The 17,994-nt window shown below is 57.0% G+C and carries 7 protein-coding genes and 1 tRNA gene; 5 read left to right on the top strand and 3 right to left on the bottom strand.

Annotation, left to right across the window (positions count from 1 at the left end; all coding sequences use genetic code 11):
* Window positions 1–221: 221 nt before the first annotated feature.
* The 3 genes from Poly59_RS23585 to Poly59_RS23580 all read right to left on the bottom strand — a co-directional run bounded on the left by Poly59_RS23585 (window position 222) and on the right by Poly59_RS23580 (window position 11,292).
* On the bottom strand, window positions 222–8,312 hold the full coding sequence (locus tag Poly59_RS23585) for a beta strand repeat-containing protein (protein WP_186776473.1): 8,091 nt from the start codon (window positions 8,310–8,312) through the stop codon (window positions 222–224).
* A 120-nt stretch (window positions 8,313–8,432) separates the two neighbouring features.
* Entirely contained in the window at window positions 8,433–10,838 is a 2,406-nt protein-coding gene (locus Poly59_RS29735; RefSeq protein ID WP_246151887.1) for a two-partner secretion domain-containing protein, read from the bottom strand.
* A 380-nt stretch (window positions 10,839–11,218) separates the two neighbouring features.
* Window positions 11,219–11,292, bottom strand: a tRNA-Arg gene (locus Poly59_RS23580).
* Between the two features lie 92 nt (window positions 11,293–11,384).
* On the opposite strand from Poly59_RS23580, the gene Poly59_RS23575 reads away from it, so the two are divergent.
* The 5 genes from Poly59_RS23575 (at window position 11,385) to rsmH (ending at window position 17,968) form a co-directional block, all read left to right on the top strand.
* On the top strand, window positions 11,385–12,707 hold the full coding sequence (locus Poly59_RS23575; protein ID WP_186776472.1) for a homoserine dehydrogenase: 1,323 nt from the start codon (window positions 11,385–11,387) through the stop codon (window positions 12,705–12,707).
* Between the two features lie 263 nt (window positions 12,708–12,970).
* Window positions 12,971–13,750, top strand: coding sequence for an ATP-binding cassette domain-containing protein (locus Poly59_RS23570; protein ID WP_146536544.1), 780 nt, complete (start codon window positions 12,971–12,973; stop codon window positions 13,748–13,750).
* Window positions 13,750–15,981: an ABC transporter permease subunit/CPBP intramembrane protease gene (locus Poly59_RS23565; protein WP_146536543.1), complete on the top strand. Its 2,232-nt coding sequence runs from the start codon at window positions 13,750–13,752 to the stop codon at window positions 15,979–15,981. The genes Poly59_RS23570 and Poly59_RS23565 overlap by 1 nt, the downstream gene beginning before the upstream one ends.
* 90 nt (window positions 15,982–16,071) lie before the next feature.
* Window positions 16,072–17,007: a sugar phosphate isomerase/epimerase family protein gene (locus Poly59_RS23560; RefSeq protein ID WP_146536542.1), complete on the top strand. Its 936-nt coding sequence runs from the start codon at window positions 16,072–16,074 to the stop codon at window positions 17,005–17,007.
* A gap of 25 nt (window positions 17,008–17,032) precedes the next feature.
* Window positions 17,033–17,968 (top strand): 16S rRNA (cytosine(1402)-N(4))-methyltransferase RsmH, encoded by a 936-nt coding sequence (gene rsmH, locus Poly59_RS23555; protein ID WP_390621529.1) that lies wholly within the window; start codon window positions 17,033–17,035, stop codon window positions 17,966–17,968.
* Window positions 17,969–17,994 lie beyond the last annotated feature (26 nt).

Raw genomic sequence — 17,994 nt, 5'->3', positions numbered from 1 at the left:
GCAGATCGATTCGCTCGGCAAAAATGGTAGAGCTAAGTCCCGCAGAATCTCTACGACTGGAACCACTTTTCGAAACGTTGCGACCGGAGTGTCCCACCAACCCTCGACCGCCTGGCAGAGACCGTTGCATCGCGTCTGCATTTCACCCTCCCTCTGAGATGGCAAAGTGTTTGTGCGGCTTTTCTATCACAGCGAGAAGAGCTATGCGGTAAAGAAGATCGTTACGTTGGGCCTTGGCGGCGGAGGTAGGTTTCGTCGCCAGTTTGCTCGGCGCTCAACCCTTCCGCTTGGCCGTTGACGGAGTTGTCCGATCCGCGTGTTACCAAGTTGGTGACGAACATCTTGAATGTTTCAAACCAGCCGTTGGGGCGTTGTCCGGTGTTTGCACCGGAGTTGGGATCGGTCTGGGATGCCGAGGCAGGGCGGGTAAAGGTGTCGTTGGTGGTATCCGAGACGGACTTGCTGAGCGCGGAATCGCCGAGGGCGGCTCCGGTGCGAATGATGTCCAGCGGATCGAGCGAATTGAGCTCGAAGCGTGGTGCATTGACAGTGGTTTGTTGGCCGAGTCGGTTGCCCGCGTTGGGCAAGTTGATGGCGGTCTTGGCGGTGAAGCTGCTGTTGCCGGCGACGTCGATCGTCGAGGTCGGCGATTGACCGACGCTGCCGTTGTTGGCCGTGGTGGTGAAGTCACCGGTGGTTTGCACGTTGCCCAGCAGCAAATCGCCGGTTGATTGGCGGATGATGCCGTTGTCAGCGAGCACGTTGACGATGCCAGTGAAGACGTTACCGATATTGCCCAAGATCACATCGCCGTCGCCAGCAAGCGTGGTTTCGCCGTCGACTTGGACGGTGGTGCCGGGATGTTGGGTGATGTCGCCATCGGTGGAGGTGGCATCGAAGTCACCGTTGGCGTCGATGTTGCCGAGCGTCAATCCGCCGTGGCCGTCGACGAGGTTGATGTCGTGGCCGGTCGCGTGGACGGGGCCGGCGAAGTCGTTGTTGGTTCCGTCCAGATCGATGTTGCCGCCAGCGGTGAGCGTGGTGGTTTCGCCAACCGTGATCGTGCCGGTGGAGGACTGGGTGATGTCGCCGGCCGCGTCGATGACGAGGTTGCCGGTGGCGGTCAGGTCGTGCAGGTTGACGCCGCCAGTCTGGCCGTCCAGTTTGACGTTGCCGCCGGACAGGTTGTTGACCGTCAAGTCGCCGCTGGTCTGCGTGATGTCAACGTCGCCGGTGACGTCGATCGTGCCAGTGCTGCTCTGCGTGAAGCTGTTGTGGACGGTGAAGTTACCATCGACTTCGATCACGCCATCGTTCTGGGTAACGTCGTCCGCGTGGAAGGTGCCGGCGGTCACGGTCCCGCCGTCTTGCGTGAAAGTATCGACATCCAAGCTGCCATCGACGTTCAGCGTGCCGCTGTCGACTTGCAAGTTGCCGCCCAGTAACGAATCGATTTCGACGGGTCCGTTGACGCTGTTGTCGAACGTCGGTGTGACGCCTTGGGGGATGATCACGTTGGCGACATTGGCGAGGTCGGGAACTGCGCCGCCGGCCCAGTTGGCGGGATCGTTCCAGTTGCCGGTCGTGCCACCGATCCAGGTGACCGTGCCCAGCCGTGTGATGCTGCTGTCTGCATTGTCAGTGAAGGTGATGTTGTAGTTGCCACCTCCATTGCCATCGTTGATCGCGATGTTGGATGCCGTCAGCGTTTTATCGGTGCCGACGTTCTTGTCGTCGTAGGTCAGGGTGATCGAGGCAACGCTGTCGCCGGTGATGCCCAGGGCCGTGGTGAAGGCTTGCAACTGGGGCGTCGTGGCGACGCTGTTGGTGTTGCCGTCGTAGACCTTGGCGACCGGTGGTGCGGTGATGGTCACGTTTTTTGGCGTGATCACGCCATCGTTGGCAGTGAAGGTGCTTCCAACAGTCAGGTAGTAGTTGTTGGCGTCGGTGCCACCGAGTTCCAGGTTGCCGACCGTGTAGGCCAGACCGGTTCCGGCGTGTCGATCGGCGTAACTGCCTTGGCCGTTCAATGTCAAAACGTCGCCATTCACGTCACCAGTTTGGTCCAGCGAGAGGTTGACCATGGCGGTGTTGCCTTCGTACGTCTTGCTAACCCCGGATGCACTAACGTTGATTGCGGCTCGGTTGACGGTATGGTTGCCGACAATGCTGACGCTGTTCGAAAAGTTGCCGCTGGTGACATCAAGGTTTTCCATGCCGAGTGCGAAGGCTCCGGCATTGGTGTAGTTGGATGTGCTGAGCGACGATCCGTCGAGGACAACGTCGAACGCGGCCGTGCCACCGACTCCGTCGTCAAATGCGTAATGACCGTTGACCGCGGACGTCGGGGTGAGGGTGTGAACGGTTTCGCTAGTGTCCATGTATTGGGCGGATAGAAGTTGCAGGCCAAGCAGGTCGCCGTAGGTGGAACTGCTGTTGTCGAAGCGCACCAGCAGTTGATCGGCTGGGACGATTGTGTAATCGCCGGTGACATAGGTGATGTCGTAATTGCTGGAACTCCAACCGCTGGCGGCCAATGCGTCGGCGTAGATACCTGCAGACTCGTCGCTGCCTATTCCACTTCGCAAGACCGACAGCGAACCGGTCAGATTCGAAATGTCTTCGCCCGCGACAAAGCCGCGGTAGCTGGCACCGGCGTAACCTGCCAAATCCATCTTGGTGACGAACTTGGCGTCGTTGTTGGCAATGATGGTCAGCGGTGCGGGAGTGATATCAGCGGCCAGACCGCTGGGTTGAATGATGTTGTAATTGTTCGCATCGTCGCCTGCCAGCGAGAGACCGCTGACGACGATCGACTTGGATGTGCCCACGTTTTTGTCCGCAAAGCTGGCGATCGCCGAACCGACAACTTGCAAGTCGTCGCCAACAATTGGGGCGGTCGTCGCCGTGCCGCTGAGCGCGGCAAGGGTGGTGCCGTCGTAGACTTTGTTCTCGCCGGTGAGTCCGGTGACGTTGATGGAGAGCGGAGTGATGTCGGCGGTCGACGTGTCCGTTGTGCTGGCGAGGGAGTAGTTTGCCGCGTCGGTGCCGGTGAGGTTCAGCCCGGTGATGTTGACGGTTTTGCCCGTGCCAACGTTCTTGTTGGCGAAGGTGGCGGTGCCGCCGATCGTTACAACATCAGTTGCCACCACGCCGCTAGAGGTGGCGTTCATTTGGGCCGTTGTGGAGCCATCGTAAACTTTGTTGTCTACCACGACTGGGACGGAGATGGGCTTTTGATTGACGGTCAAGGTTCCGCCCGAGTAACCATTGATCGCGTAGCCTAGTTGGCTGGTACCGCCAGAAGCTGTTAGCGAGTGATCGCCAGCAATGAAGTTGCCGCTGGTCGATTGGTCTCCGCCAACGGTGATGGTTGGTGCAAGGCTAAATGCCTGCGCGGCCGTGTCGCCGTTTTGGGAATCAATTGACGTCGTTAACGTGGGTGCGGTGCCGTAGGTGGTGGACGCGTCGATGGCGGTAATGGTGATGGAGGGTTGTTCGCGATAGATTCCGAACGGTCCAGTGCCCAGTGAAAGCGAATAGTTCGTGTCGGCTTCGTCGCTGTTGTAACGGAAGCGACCACTGCCGCTGCCGACCGCGTCGGTTAGGCCCAAGCTGTCCGCGATGCCTCCGGTGTAGAACGTGGCACGTCCGCCTGTGCCGACCGTGATGGAATGGGAATTACTGAGGATCAGGTTGCCGCCCGAAGCGGTGCCGGCGGATGTGGATCGTCCGGCATTGAGCGTGATTGCCGAAGCGGTCGTATTGGTGGTCGCAACGTTCTGTGTGATCGTGAGGTCGCCGGACTGCGTTGCAAGATTGACGGTACCGCTGGCGGCGATGCCGGTTTGTGATCCGACGGTGCCGACCGTTAATATTGCGTTGTTGACAAACGCGAGGTTGCCGAGCAGTGTTCCTGTCTCGCCACCAGCGAGCGTTCCGACTGAGTTCGCGTTGTTGTCGAGCGTAAAGTTACCGGTTCCTTGCAGGGCGAGGTTGTCCGTCGTGATGGCGGTCGTTTGCGTCGCATTGCCGGAAACACCGAGCGTGGTTGTGTTGCCGGCAGTGGTGGCAAGCGTGTTGATAATCGCCAGGTTGCCGGCATGAATGGCGACGTCACCGTTGATGCTGGTGACACTGTTGACGGTGATCTCGGACGTGTTGCCGGACTTGCCGAGCATCAGGCCGCTGAGTGTGTTGGCGAAATGGTAGTTGCTGATTACACCACTGGAGAAGCTGGTGCCGGAAGGCTCGATCGTAACGGTTCCCGAACCGGTGAAACCACTGGTCAACGGAGCCGCATTATTCTGGAAGACGATGGATCCTGCGGCGACCGCAGTGCTGCCGGTGTAAGTGGCCAATCCGGTTGCGGTGAATTCACTGGTGCCGTTTTTGTTTAGGCCACCGGTGCCAGTGATCCCGCCGCCAAAGGTTGTCGATGTGCCGTCGTCGCCGATGGTGAGCGTTGAAGTGCCGAGCGAGACATTGCCGCCCGTGGTGCCGCCACCTGTCAACGAACCGATTGCGAGCTCCGAAAGCAGGTTCAGAGTAACGCCCGCAGTGTTGTTCAGCGTGACGGCGGAGTTATTACCAAGCGCAGATGCGTGGCTGGTTTCCGCGATCCCGCCGCTGACCGTTGTTGCACCGGTATAGGTGTTCTGGCCGGATAGTTTCAGTATGCCAGCACCTGATTTGGTCAAGTCGCCGCTGCCCGCAATGATGCCAGCGTACTGTGTTGTCGTCCCAGTCGCGATTTCGATCGTACCGCCGTCGTTACCCAGCTCCATGCCGCGATTGCTACTGAGGGTCGTGTTAGCGGTGACCAACAGCGCGCCGCCATCGAGGGTCAGATGGGATTGGGTTGTGGTGGACGGTGCGGTGCCCAGATTAGCGTCGGTGGTGATCGACAGTGTTCCGCCCGAAACGGTGGTGCTGCCGGAATAGGTGTTTGTTCCTGAAAGCGTCAAAGATGCGGCACCGTCTTTGGTGAGTGTGGCATCGGTGCCCGAGATCACGCCGGCAATTTCGCTCGCACCGCTATTGGTGACAGCCAACGCCGCGTCGTCCGCCAGCGAAATCGCTTGGGCGTCGAGCGAAACGGTGTCGATGGTCAAGTTCGTTAATGCGTTGTTACCGCCAACGCTGCCGCCGATGGTGACGTCCCCGGTGCCGTTGGTTTCAACGCTGAGGTCATGTGCACCGTCGATCGTGCCTGTGGCTTTGACGTTGCCGTTCGCCGTTGTTGTCAACGCCAGATCGGTGTCCAGCGTGACTGCGCTGCCGAAGGTTTGGTTTCCGGTGGTGGTGATGTCGCCACCGAGGCTGGTGAGTCCGGTCACGTCAAACGAAGAGGCCGCGGCGATGTTAGCGGTCGTTCGAACGGCCGCGTTGACGGCGATGTCACCAACCGCCGCGTTGCTGCCAACCGCTCCACCAAATTGCACGCGTCCTGCGGTGGCACTCGTCCCGCTGACTCCGATGGAAAACGCATTCCAGGTTTCGTTGCTAAGGCTGTCCCACGTTAGCGTCGAGAAGGCATTGCCAAAGCGAATGGTCCCGTGCGGTTCGCTGTTTCCACCATCGCTTGCCACGTTGACTCCACCGTCATTGAGTTGGAATGTGTCTCCCAAGATGGATTTACTTAGTGTGCCTGCGCCAAAATAGCCGGGGCTGGCACCGTTCAATCCCGAATAGGATTCAATCGTAAAATCCTGATCGAATCCGTATCCGTTGCCGTTCATGCTCATGATGCTGAACGCGAGGTTTTCCACCGATTCGCTGAAGGTCAATGTTTGGGAGCCCGCGTATGCCAACTTGATGATGTCGGATGTCGAAGGACCGTTGGCCACGTTGGAACTGATGTAAGGTGAATCGCCAACAAACGCGCCGCCACTGCGTCCGGTCCAGTAATTCGTTCCGCCTGAAGTTTGTGCTTCGAAGATTCCTTGCGGATTGTGATATGTGACTATGATGACATCCGAGCCAACCGTGATCGTGCCGGTTGCGGTCTTGCTGGCTTCATCCCACGTCGACCAATCGACCCAGTGATAAACGTTGCTGGGGGTGATCGTTGCTGTTAGGTTCCACTGGTTGGCGACGTCATCAGAATCGACAGTGGAGTTGAAAAAGATGTCGTTTTGGATCGTTGAGAAGTGAGTATGGTTACCCAGTACGACCGGGCTGTTGTACGTTTGGATTCCTTCCGTCTTGACTTGACCTCCGTTGATGTGAATGCCTGCACCGGCAGTCACAGCCAACGAAGCCAGTGCCTTGCTACTTCCGACACCGCCATCGAACGTGACAGTCCCTGATCCAGCGTTGATGGCGATCATCGTTGGTGCAAGATTCGTTTCACGAACGTAGCCGAGTACCGCGTAATCTGAGTCCTGTGTGGCTGCGAACGTAGTTCCTGAACCCAAGTCGTTCCATTGTCCGGCGTTGCCGAAGAACTGACCACGAGTTTCACCGGTCGTTCCCGTTCCATTGGGTTCTCCGGTACCGAAGTTGGCATACCAGCCGCTCTCCGGAGAGCCTCCGCCGCTGCCACCCTGCGTGAAGAAATGCTGGCCGGCTTCGGGGCCATCCGCCCAAACCCAATCGTTCGGTGTGGCCGTATCGCGGTAGGCACCGATCCAGGCGCCGCGATATCCGGCTGCGATTCCAGCGATCGCGTTTTCCAGTCGCGACGTGATCGTAGCCATGTAGCTATCACCGAGTGCCGCACCACCTGCCGTGCCGTTCTTGGCATTCGCCCTTGCCCAGTCCCACGAATTTGCTTGTCCATCAGGACCATCGACGTAGGTGTACTGATTGCCCGAATTCAATACTCCACCAAAGACAATGTTGCCGCCGGCAGATTCGAATGTCACTCCATTCGTGTTGGCTGCAATGGTTTCGCCATTGATCGTCAGGTCGCCACCGTTCGTGTTGATGGTTTGCGCACTCGATCCATTGATGTAGATATCACCACCAACTTTAACAGTCGAACCGCCAATCGACGCTGTGTTGCCATTGCCGACCGTGAACGAACCGCCGTTGGTTGCGATCGTTGGCGAGCTAAAGATATTGATGCCGTCGCCAGAGTTATCGCTATCCGCCCACAATTTGACGTTCTGTGTTCCGCTCGAGGTCAAAAGACTCGCGCCGCTGTTAAGGACAATGTGGCGACTCGACTTCAGCAGAGTGCTGGACTCGGCGCCGCCGTACTTTTCCAGATTGCCGTAGAAGTTGAGGTCGCCATTGTCGCTGATAATGGACGCATCGCCGGTGTATTGTATGGAAGAACCCAAGGAAACGGTGTTGCCATGGATGTCAACGCCGCCGCCGGAAATGATCGCCTCGGGAACGGTTACACTGCCGCTGCCGTGCAGCACAATATCCGCTGCGGTACCGCCACCGGTCGAGTCCAAGACGACTCCTGCATCAATGATCAAGTCAGCGCCGTAAAGCTCGATCCTTCCATTCACGTCGATCGTATCAAAAACGCGAATGTTGTTCGTCATGCCCGACGTACCCAACGTCAAACCGCCGAGCGCGCTGTAGTTTGTGAATCGCAACCAATTGGTGTCGCCGGTGCCGATGAAAGAGCTGCCGCTAAAATTGCCGTCAAAATCGAGCTGTCCACCGACGCCCAGAAGCGTGTTGCTGTTCGGCTTGTAGGTGAAGTGCCCCGTCGAGTTGACTTCGATCGTTCCACCGACCACATCGTCCGCGATCAAAGTCACATCGCCGGAACCACTATCGATCGTGCGGGCTCCAGATACACCCAGTCCGCTCGTTCCTGTGCTGTACCCATTCCCTCCCCACAACAGCACATCACCGCCTGCCGTGGTGATGTTGCCATACAGATCCAGTGCGTTGTGGTTGTAGCCGTTGCCACCGACCGAGGGACCGTTGCCAACCGTCAAGCCGTTCCAATTATTGCTGCCAGCAACCGTATCGCTGCCGCCCGCCCAAAAGTGCCCACCGCCGGTACTGATCGAGTTGAGTATCGATACGCCACCTTGATCGCCGCCGTCGTAATCCGACCACAGCACCACATTCATGCCGCCAGGATTGGTCGCGGTGATCGCATTGTTCACTGTGACGCGGCCCGCGCCCTTGAGCGTCAACGTGCTCGCCGCGCCGCCAGTTTTCAGAATGTTGCCGCTGATGTTGAGCGATGCATTTGCCGCCGTCGCCCCTTGCAGGAAGATGTCGCCAGTCCCGGTGCTAGTGATGCCTTTGCTGACGCTGACGACACCGCCATAAACATTCAATCCACCACCGATCGTCAGAGGATTCGTTGACGATCCGTTGTCACCAATGTTCATCGTGACGTTCGCGGTATTCGTCGTTTTGCCAATCGTCAGACCACCGATCGACTGCCCGGCCTGAGAATTCCAATTGAACCAGTTCGTGCTGATGTTTTCGCCAAAGGAATCGCTGGCCGACTACCACAGCACGTCACCGCTGGTTGCGATTTTGGGCGAGTAACCGTTGAAGGAGTACTGATCAAACTGAATCGTCACGTCGCTGGCACTCGTCGCAACGGCGGTTCCTGTCTTCGAACCGATGTTGATGTTGGAGCTGCCGCCGATGGTGAACAGACCATCCGCTTTATGTCCGAGTAACGATATGGGGCCGCCATTGGCAAGGATTTCGTACGTATGAGAACGCATCATCAAGTCGGAACTGGCGGTTCCCGCATGACCATCGATCAGAATCCCGCCACCAACGCCGGTGGCATGAATGTACGCGTTCGAATCAAACTCGACACCGTAACTGTTCGTTGACTTGGAAGCGCTGGCGTCGCCAATGATTCGAATCGCATCACTGGTTATGTTGGCAGATTTGATCGTCGTGTTGCCACCCAGAAAGTAGACGCCCTGACCGGTACTGGAGCTGCTACCGGCCTGCTGGCTGATGCCTTCGATCAAAATCGTTCCGACTCCACTATCGATCGTAACGCTGCTATTGTTCAAAAAGCCAACTCCAAAGGCACCGTTGCTGTTTGGAGCAGTAGCGGTCGACGAGCGTCCTTTCAGGCTGATGTCGCCTCCATTGGAACGGATGGTGACCGCACTGGAATCGGCAAAGTGGACCGCTTCATTCGTGCTGGCATCGTAGCCTTGGGCGTACCCACTTGCGGTCGCATCTCCGCCACCGAAAGTGATGTCACCACCGTTTGTTAGAAAGTCCAACACGCCCGACGTACGGAAGTCGATCACGCCGCTGCCGTTACCATCGGCATCAGCCGCCAATACGATGTTACCTGTGCCGGTCTCCAGCTTGATGCCCCCGCTCGTTTGGTCCTCGACAATGTTAAGTCCAGCCAACAAATTGATATTGGCCCCATCGCCGGTGACTCGAACAAGTTGTTGTGAAATGATGATGTCGCGAGCCGCATCCAGAGTCAGAGAGCCTGTGCCCGTTGCATCGATCTGAGCGCTAATGGTGATGTCGCCCGCATCGCTGCTGTTGCCGGAACTGCCAAACGCCGACACATTGGCCGTCGTGGTGACGGTCACGCTGGTATTCGAATTCAACGCGCTGACAATATTGCTGGCCGCAATCGCATCGATGACGTAGTTGTACGGATCAATCAACCAATGCCCCGCGTCACCATGTTCAGATCCCGCGTCAACGCCGATGCCCGAGGTATCAACCTGATGTCCGGAGGTTTCGATCTGTCCACCGTTGCCCAGCAGTTCGCCCGCTCGCGCGAGCAGGGTTCCGAAGGCTTGCGTGACGGAATTCAAGTTATGAATGTCTGACCACAGCACAATTTTTCCGCCATCGCCCGATACAGTTGCCGAAGCATCGATCGTCGCGCCGGCTTCCATCTTTACGGTAGTCGCCTGAGTCATAGCGCCGGAGCCTTGCCAGTCGCCACCGACCAGTACTTCACCGCCGCCATGAGTGCCGCGTGCATCGATCGACGAATTCTGCGTCAGCGTGATCTCGTCCGCTTCGAGTTGAACATGGCCGCCAATGGTATCTCCGTTGCTGGCGATATTCTGCGCCGCGATCGTTCCATCGTGCATGATCTTGCCATTCGGATTCACCAAATAGACCTCGCCACCGCTCGTCGCTGCGCCGGTCGCGCGAATCGTCCCTGTATTCTGAATCAAGCCTGCGGTCGGACTGATACCGCTGGCAAGCGTTTCCAGCGTTGGCTGGACGTACGTCACACCATTGTCGAGAGTCACTCGTCCGCCGCCCGACAACGTGATGTTCCCGCCATTGGAAGTCAGCGTGCCGTGGTTCGCGATTTCGTTCGCGATCAAGTGAGCCCCACCGGAGCCTGTCGCGATCGTCCCGTTGTTGACGATCGACGACTTCGATCCGTTATCCGCAAAAGTCAACGCACCGCCGTCCATGAAGTCTTGGTTCGCAATGTCAAACGTTGACGCCGTGAATCCGTTCGTATTCACCATGCCCGACGAGCTGACCACGATGCCCGATGGATTGACGAGATAGACATGCCCGTTCGAGTTGACCGCGCCAGCGATCGTTGACGGCATGCTTGGTGACGTCACGCGGTTCAGGATCGCGGAGTTGGCATCGGGCAGATTGAAGTTGGCAACATTTCCCGCGCCGAGACTGAACGAATCCCAGTTGACGATTGCGCGAGTGGTCGCGGCGTGGATGTTCAGTGCGTTTCCGGCTTCGGAAATGGCAACCTGTCCAGCCACCACGTCGGCGCCAGTGGGGACCTGCGCATATACAGATTGTCCGGCCGGCGATGCCGATGCGATCAAAAGAACCAGCAATCTTCGCGCCGTTCGGCGGCGAGAAGATCGGAGTTGGTTTTTCCGCAAACGTCTCATCAAGTGCCCCTCGATTCCATTCTTCATCGCAAACGTGTCGGTACTCGGTCTGAAATTTCCCACACTTTGAATGAGGTCGTGTACAGACACTGCGATTGACTTCGGTCCCTAGGCGGGCTTGTTTTGAGTTGACCTACTGGGTAATTCGTAGGAAGCAGGAAGAAGAGTACGGCTGCGCTGGGATTACCGTTTGCGTGGCCTGTTGCTTGCTTGATCAACGGTGCAGGCACGTCTTGTACCGAGATGGGTGGCTAAGAATCCAAGCCAACCATCCCTGCGGTAGAGTCTCCAATGGCTCGATCAGAGTTCGTGGGAAATCAGCCCCATCCGGGATCGACGCCCGGAAAGAAAACCCGTCTCCGGCCACAGACCGCCATTGCGACCTGGAAATCGCGACCATCAACCAGCACGCCCGGCAGGATTCGAACCTGCGACCGCCGCATTAGAAGTGCGATGCTCTATCCAACTGAGCTACGGGCGCGTGGGGAAGATTGTGACCTGATTGGCGGCTTGTGGCAATGGAAGGTTGGTTACGGGTCGCGGACTTTCCGTCGTCGGATTAAGATCCCGATCATGGAAAAGACAAACATCGCAATCGTTGGAATGGGCACCGTCGGCACCGGCGTCGCCCGCTTGTTGCTCGATCATGGCGACCGCACATCGCGGCATGCCGGGCGGACACTGTGGCTGAAAAAGGCAGTTGTCCGTGATCTTCAGAAGCCTCGCGACGTTGAACTGCCTGACGGCGTCGTGACTGATTCGATCGCTGACGTACTGAACGACCCAGAAATCACGGTCGTTGCCCAGTTGATAGGCGGGCTGGAGCCGGCACGAACGATCATGCTGGACCTCCTGGAAGCCGGCAAGGACATTGTCACTGCCAACAAAGCACTGTTGGCCCAGCACGGACCGGAGCTGTTCAACCGAGCCCGCGAACTTGGCCGCAGCATCGCCTTCGAAGCCTCGGTCGCTGGCGGCATCCCGATCATCGCAAACATCAGCCAGTGTTTGTCGGCCAACCAAATTGTTTCGCTGGAAGGCATTCTCAACGGCACCAGCAACTTCATCGTCACGCAAATGGACGAACGCGGCGCTTCGTACGACGATGTCGTTCGCCAAGCCCAAAAACTTGGCTACGCCGAAGCCGATCCGGCCATGGACGTTGACGGCAGCGACGCAGCGCAGAAATTGGCGATTCTTGCCCACTTGGCGTTCGGCGCCACGGTGGACTGGAACGACATTCCGCGAGTAGGCATTGATGGCTTGGCCGCGGATGATTTGACGTATGCTCGCAAACTGGGGTACCGAATCAAGTTGCTGGGCGTCGCTAAACTCGCCGACGATGGTCTTGAGCTCTCGGTTGGCCCAACGTTGGTCAAGATCGGCACGCCGCTTGCCGAAGTTCGCGATGCGTTCAACGCGATTCGGGTCATCGGTGATGCGGTCGGGCCTGTCTTCTATCACGGTCTGGGCGCGGGGCAGATGCCGACGGCATCGGCAGTGGTCGCTGACCTGATCGACACGGCCGTCGGTCGGACTCGATTGACGTTCCAAACGCTGGAGTATTTTTCGATCGATCAACCGCCGCGAGTCAAGTTGCGAGACGCGGATACTTTGGTTGGTCGCTACTACTTCCGTTTGCCCGTTTCGAATCATCCGGGAACGTTGGCTTCGATTGCGACGGTGCTTGCGAAGCACGGCATTTCGATTGCGTCGGTGATCCAGCACGAAACATCGGACGAAGCTGACGGATCAAATGATCCCCAGATCGATCCGGTTACCTTGGTTGTGATGACACACGAAGCAACCGCCGGTGCTGCTCGCAAAGCAACTCTGGAAATTGAATCACTAGCGACCGTTACTGGTCCAGTCGTTCGCTTGCAGGTGAAAGACTAGCTTTCCGCACGGATCGGGCAGCACGGATAGGGCAGCACGGATCGGTCATCGTCGACGGACGGGAAACGCTTCCCCCGCCTACAGGTGATGCCGACATTGGTACCACTCGTGACGATTGCACAGGCATGCGGCTACGGAATCAGCAGATTGGATCAATCTGACTCTTCGCTGCGCGCTCGGGCGAGCTAACCTCAGGTATCGCGCGTTGCATTGCGCTGCGTACTGCGCACATTCTTCGCCCTTGACCTTGTAGAGAGACGGCCATGATCCACGTTCAGCATCTGACAAAAACGTATGAGGATCTGAGTCGCGGATCTTTTGTCGCCGTTGATCGCGTGTCATTCTCGGTCAGGCCCGGTGAGATTTTTGGGCTCCTCGGTGCTAACGGCGCTGGCAAAACGACGGTTATGCGGATTTTGTCGACGGTACTGACACCGACGCACGGCATCGCGACGGTCGCAGGCTTCGACGTGATTCGAGACGCCGCCGAAGTGCGTCGCAATATCGGGTTCGTCAGCAACAACACAGCGATCTACGACCGCATGACGGCATGGGAAATGGTCAACTACTTTGGCAAGTTGCACGGGATGCCAAAGGCTGAATTACGCGACCGGCTTGAAACGTTGTTTACTCAATTGCGAATGAACGAGTTTCGCGACGTTCCTGGATCGAAGATGTCGACGGGGATGAAGCAAAAGGTCTCGATTGCCCGGGCGATGGTTCACGATCCTCCTGTTTTGATCTTTGACGAAGCCACGTTGGGGCTGGACGTGTTGGTCGCTCGAAATTTGCTGAGCGTCGTTCGCACGCTGCGAGAATCAGGAAAGTGTTTGATCTTTTCGACTCACATCATGAGCGAAGTCGAACGGCTCTGCGATCGCATTGCGATCATGCACCGCGGCCGGATCTTAGATTCGGGGACGCTGGTTGAATTACGATCACGGCATCAAGAAGATGACTTCGAGGAACTCTTCTTTGGGCTGTTGAGTCGCCACGAAGAAGCTGAGTTGGATGAAATGTCGATGATAGGAGGAGTTTCGTAATGAGTGCGAATTCCGAAGCAAAACGAAAAGCCGCGCGTAAGGCCGGTAAGCCGCGCTGGTCCGCAGTGTGGTTGATCTATGCACGGGAAATGCGTGACCAGCTTCGTGACCGGCGAACACTATTCACGATCGCGATCCTGCCGATTCTGTTGTATCCGCTGGTCGGAACCCTGTTGCTGCAGATCGCACAATTCACACGTCAACACCAGACATCGGTTTGTGTCGTCGGCACGGATCATTTGTCCGATGTGCCACCACTGATCGACACCGATAACCGTGTGTTTGCAGATGGACTGGCCGATGATGACGATCGACTAGAACTAATTACGTATCAGTGGAAAGAAGCTTCGATCACTGGCGATTTGGACCAAAAGGCAAAGGGTTGGGTCAGCGACGGTGCATTTGACGTCGTGCTGATCATTCCGCCTGGTTTTGCTGATCCCGAAAAGCGAGCGGAAGAAGACTCGGCATCGATTCAATTGCTCTACAACGTCGCATCTGACCAATCAATGGTGGCACGTGACCGTGTAACCCGGATCATGTCGAAGTGGCAAAGTGGTTGGGTTCAAGACCGGCTGAGTGATTCGGGTGTCGACATCAAAATGTTGTCGCCGTTTAAACTATCGGACATCGACATTGCGCCCGAACGCACACGTGAAACAGCGCTTTGGAGCAAGTTGTTGCCGTTCATCATGTTGGTGTGGGCGATGACCGGCGCGTTCTATCCGGCGATCGACTTGGTGGCCGGCGAAAAAGAACGCGGGACGCTTGAAACACTGCTGTGTAGCCCGGCGCTTCGCAGCGAAATCGTGTGGGGCAAGCTTGGCGCCGTGACGACCTTCAGCATGATGACGGCGATCTTGAACGCGTCCAGCATGTTGGTCACCAGTTCCTTTGTATTTAAACAAATCGGTGTCGGCGGATCGATTGGGTCACCGCCGATCATCCCGATGTTATGGTTGTTGGTGGCGCTGGTGCCGTTGTCGGCGCTGTTCAGTGCTTTGGCGCTGGCGGTTGCGGCGATGGCGCGAAGCAGCAAAGAAGGTCAGTACTATTTGATGCCGCTGATGATGGTGACATTGCCATTGGTGATGTTGCCGATGTTGCCTGGCACAACGCTGACCGCAGGTACCAGCTTGATTCCCGTGACGGGAATGTTCTTGATGGTGCGAGCACTCGTCGAAGGACAATATGCCCACGCGCTTTGGCACTTGCCGATGGTGGCCGGAGTGACCGCAGGATGTTTGTGGTTGGCCGTTTCATGGGTGCGCCGGCAATTTGAAGACGAAGCCGTTCTATTCGGCGGCAGCGATCAATGGGAACTGCGTGGTTGGGTTCGTCACCTTTGGCGAGACCGCCAAACCGCAGCGACTCCGTCGCAAGCCTTTGCATGCGGTGCCATGATTTTGGTGGCGTTGTTTTTTGGTAAGCTGGCCGTCACCGAAATGCCTACATCGATCGCAGGCTTTGCCAAGCTGATCATGTTGCCGCAGATTGGAATGATTTTGGCACCGGCGTTATTGATGGCGACGATGATGACCACATCGCTGCGAAAGAGTCTTCGGATTCGGATGTCGCACTGGACCACGTTTCCAATGGCGGTGTTGTTGGGCGTGACGCTGCATCCGTTGTACGTGATGTTGGCCCAGTGGATCAGTTACACGTATCCAATCAGCGAGCAGGCCATTGCCGCGATGAAGCCGTTCACGGACCAGATTTCCACAGCGCCTTGGATGACGGTCATTTTCTTGATGGCATTTGTTCCGGCGGTTTGCGAAGAACTTGCCTTCCGCGGTTTCATCTTTGGTGGACTCGTTCGCGAGCGACACCACCTTCGCGCCGTTCTGATTTCGGCGTTGATGTTTGGGATCTCGCATGGCGTGCTGCAGCAGTCGATTGCGGCGACGATGATGGGAGTATTGTTGGGCTTTATCGCTCTTCGCACGGGCAGCGTTTTGCCTGGAATCCTGATCCACTTCACCAATAATGCGCTTTCGGTTTCGATGGAGCGAATTGCGGATGGATCTTGGGAGGGGGCGTCGTTGTTCTTGACCGCAACCGAGACCGGACCAGCTTATCAACCGATTTGGATCGTTTGCAGCATTGGCATCGCGATCACGTGCTTGTTGTACTTTGCCACGTTGCGGCCGAATATTGACTTGTGCGAATCCGACAATTTGGAAAGCGATGCGGAAATCATCGATCCAACGGCACGATTGCTAGTCGGGTAATCGGCAGGCAGGTAGGATAGGGACTTGGTTAGGACGCAGTGCGTCGTCCACCATTCCCCTAATGCTCCCCCCTCCTGCGAGAACACGTCGATGAATCAGCCAATCATGCCCGGTCGGCGAAATTTTTTGAAAACGGTTGGCACCGGGATCATAGGAGTAGCCGGCGCCTCGATCGTCCGTCCATGTTTCGCGGACGAGACTGCCTCGCCGTGGCTGCGGAAAACGCTGAAGGTTGGAATGCTCGGGAACAAGGGAACCTTGGCTGATCGATTTGCCGTTGCCAAGGAAGCTGGTTTCGAAGGCGTCGAAGTGAACGTGCCCGGTGTCGACATCGACGAAGCAAAAGCTGCGGCAAAGTCCAGCGGCATCATCATCGACGGTTCGGTCGGCGGCTATCACTGGGGCGAGCGGCACAGCGATCCCGACCCGGCCGTGCGTGCCACGGCACTCGAAAAGTTAAAGAAAGGCATCGAAGAAACTGCTGCGGTTGGCGGCGAGTCGATGTTGTTGGTTCCCGCGCACGGCAAAGACGGTTCCGACGCCGAGGTTTACGAACGCGCGATGGCGGCGATTCGCGAAGCCATTCCAGTCGCTGAAAAGCACAGCGTTTCGATTTTGATCGAGAACGTTTGGAACGATTTTCTTTACGTTCACGATGGCCCGAATGATCAAACCGCAGACGAGTTGGCCAAGTTCGTCGACGCGTTTGATTCGCCCTGGGTCGGTGTCCAATTCGATATCGGTAACCACTGGAAGTATGGCGATCCGGCGCAGTGGATTCGCACTCTTGGAAAGCGAATCAAGAAGCTGGACATCAAAGGCTTCTCTCGCGCCGAAAATAAGTTCACCAACATTACCGAAGGCGACATCGATTGGACGTCGGTTGAAACGGCGCTGCACGATGTTGAATTCACGGGTTGGTTGGCGGCCGAGGTCGGCGGCGGCGGGCCAACACGACTGCGCGAGATCAGCGATCACATGGAAGAAGCCCTTCACTGCAGCAAGAGTGTCTCGCTTGTCAACTGAATCAAACACCTCGGAATCCAATTCATTGGAAGTCGACTCGAACAAGAATCTTGGTAGCGAATCTGTCGGAAGCGAAACGTTGGCGGAAACCGTGCATGTGCCGGTGATGCCCGACGAAGTTGTCGAGTGGATGACAGGACATTCGCCGCAAGTCATCGTTGACGGCACCTACGGTGGCGGTGGTCACTCGGCTTTGCTGGTCAAAAAGTTGCCGCCTGGCGAAGGTGTCGTCATCGGTCTTGATCGCGATCCGTTGGTCAGTGAACGAGTCGATAGCGAGCAACATGATCCGCGATTGACGGTGTTTTTGGGAAGCTACGAAAAGATTCCCAAAGCTCTCGAAGCCATGGAAATCACCAAGGCGGACGCGATTTTGTTGGACGTTGGGCTTTCCAGCGACCAACTGGCTGACGCGAATCGTGGCTTTAGTTTCAATGCCGATGGACCGCTGGATTTACGATTCGATCCCGAGAATGGCGACCCGGCATCGGATTGGCTGGCCTGGAAAAAGGAGGACGAGATTGCCAACGCGATCTATCAGTACGGCGAAGAGCGATGCAGTCGTCGGATCGCTCGCGAGATCGTGATGCGGCGTCGGAAAGAGAATCCGGTAAAGACGGTGAACGACTTGGTCGAGATTTGTCGCCGATGTGTCCCGACGAGCAAGAATCACAACATCCATCCTGCGACGCGAACGTTTCAGGCTTTGCGTATCGTGGTCAACGATGAACTTGGCATTATGGAGCGAACGATCAAGGCGTCGCCGGATTGGTTGTCACCCGGCGGTCGTTTGGTCGTGATCAGTTTTCATTCGTTGGAAGACCGGATCGTAAAAAACGCGTTTCGTGACGACGAGCGGTGGAATGTCTTGACGAAAAAACCACTGCGTCCGACAGATGACGAAATTCGCCGAAACCCCAGATCGCGCAGTGCTAAGTTGCGCGTGGCCGAGTTGCGCTGATACACCAGCGGAGTGGCGGTGCCACG

It is taken from the genome of Rubripirellula reticaptiva (assembly GCF_007860175.1).
Lineage (GTDB): Bacteria > Planctomycetota > Planctomycetia > Pirellulales > Pirellulaceae > Rubripirellula > Rubripirellula reticaptiva.
This window is presented reverse-complemented; position numbering and strand designations above follow the sequence as displayed.

What these genes read in the sequence shown, in the direction of transcription:
- Poly59_RS23565 (WP_146536543.1), top strand. Translation starts at nt 13,750, where the DNA reads ATGAGTGCGAATTCCGAAGCAAAACGAAAAGCCGCGCGTAAGGCCGGT.
- Poly59_RS23575 (WP_186776472.1), top strand. Translation starts at nt 11,385, where the DNA reads ATGGAAAAGACAAACATCGCAATCGTTGGAATGGGCACCGTCGGCACC.
- Poly59_RS29735 (WP_246151887.1), bottom strand. Translation starts at nt 10,838, where the DNA reads ATGAAGAATGGAATCGAGGGGCACTTGATGAGACGTTTGCGGAAAAAC.
- Poly59_RS23585 (WP_186776473.1), bottom strand. Translation starts at nt 8,312, where the DNA reads ATGAACATTGGTGACAACGGATCGTCAACGAATCCTCTGACGATCGGT.
- Poly59_RS23560 (WP_146536542.1), top strand. Translation starts at nt 16,072, where the DNA reads ATGAATCAGCCAATCATGCCCGGTCGGCGAAATTTTTTGAAAACGGTT.
- Poly59_RS23570 (WP_146536544.1), top strand. Translation starts at nt 12,971, where the DNA reads ATGATCCACGTTCAGCATCTGACAAAAACGTATGAGGATCTGAGTCGC.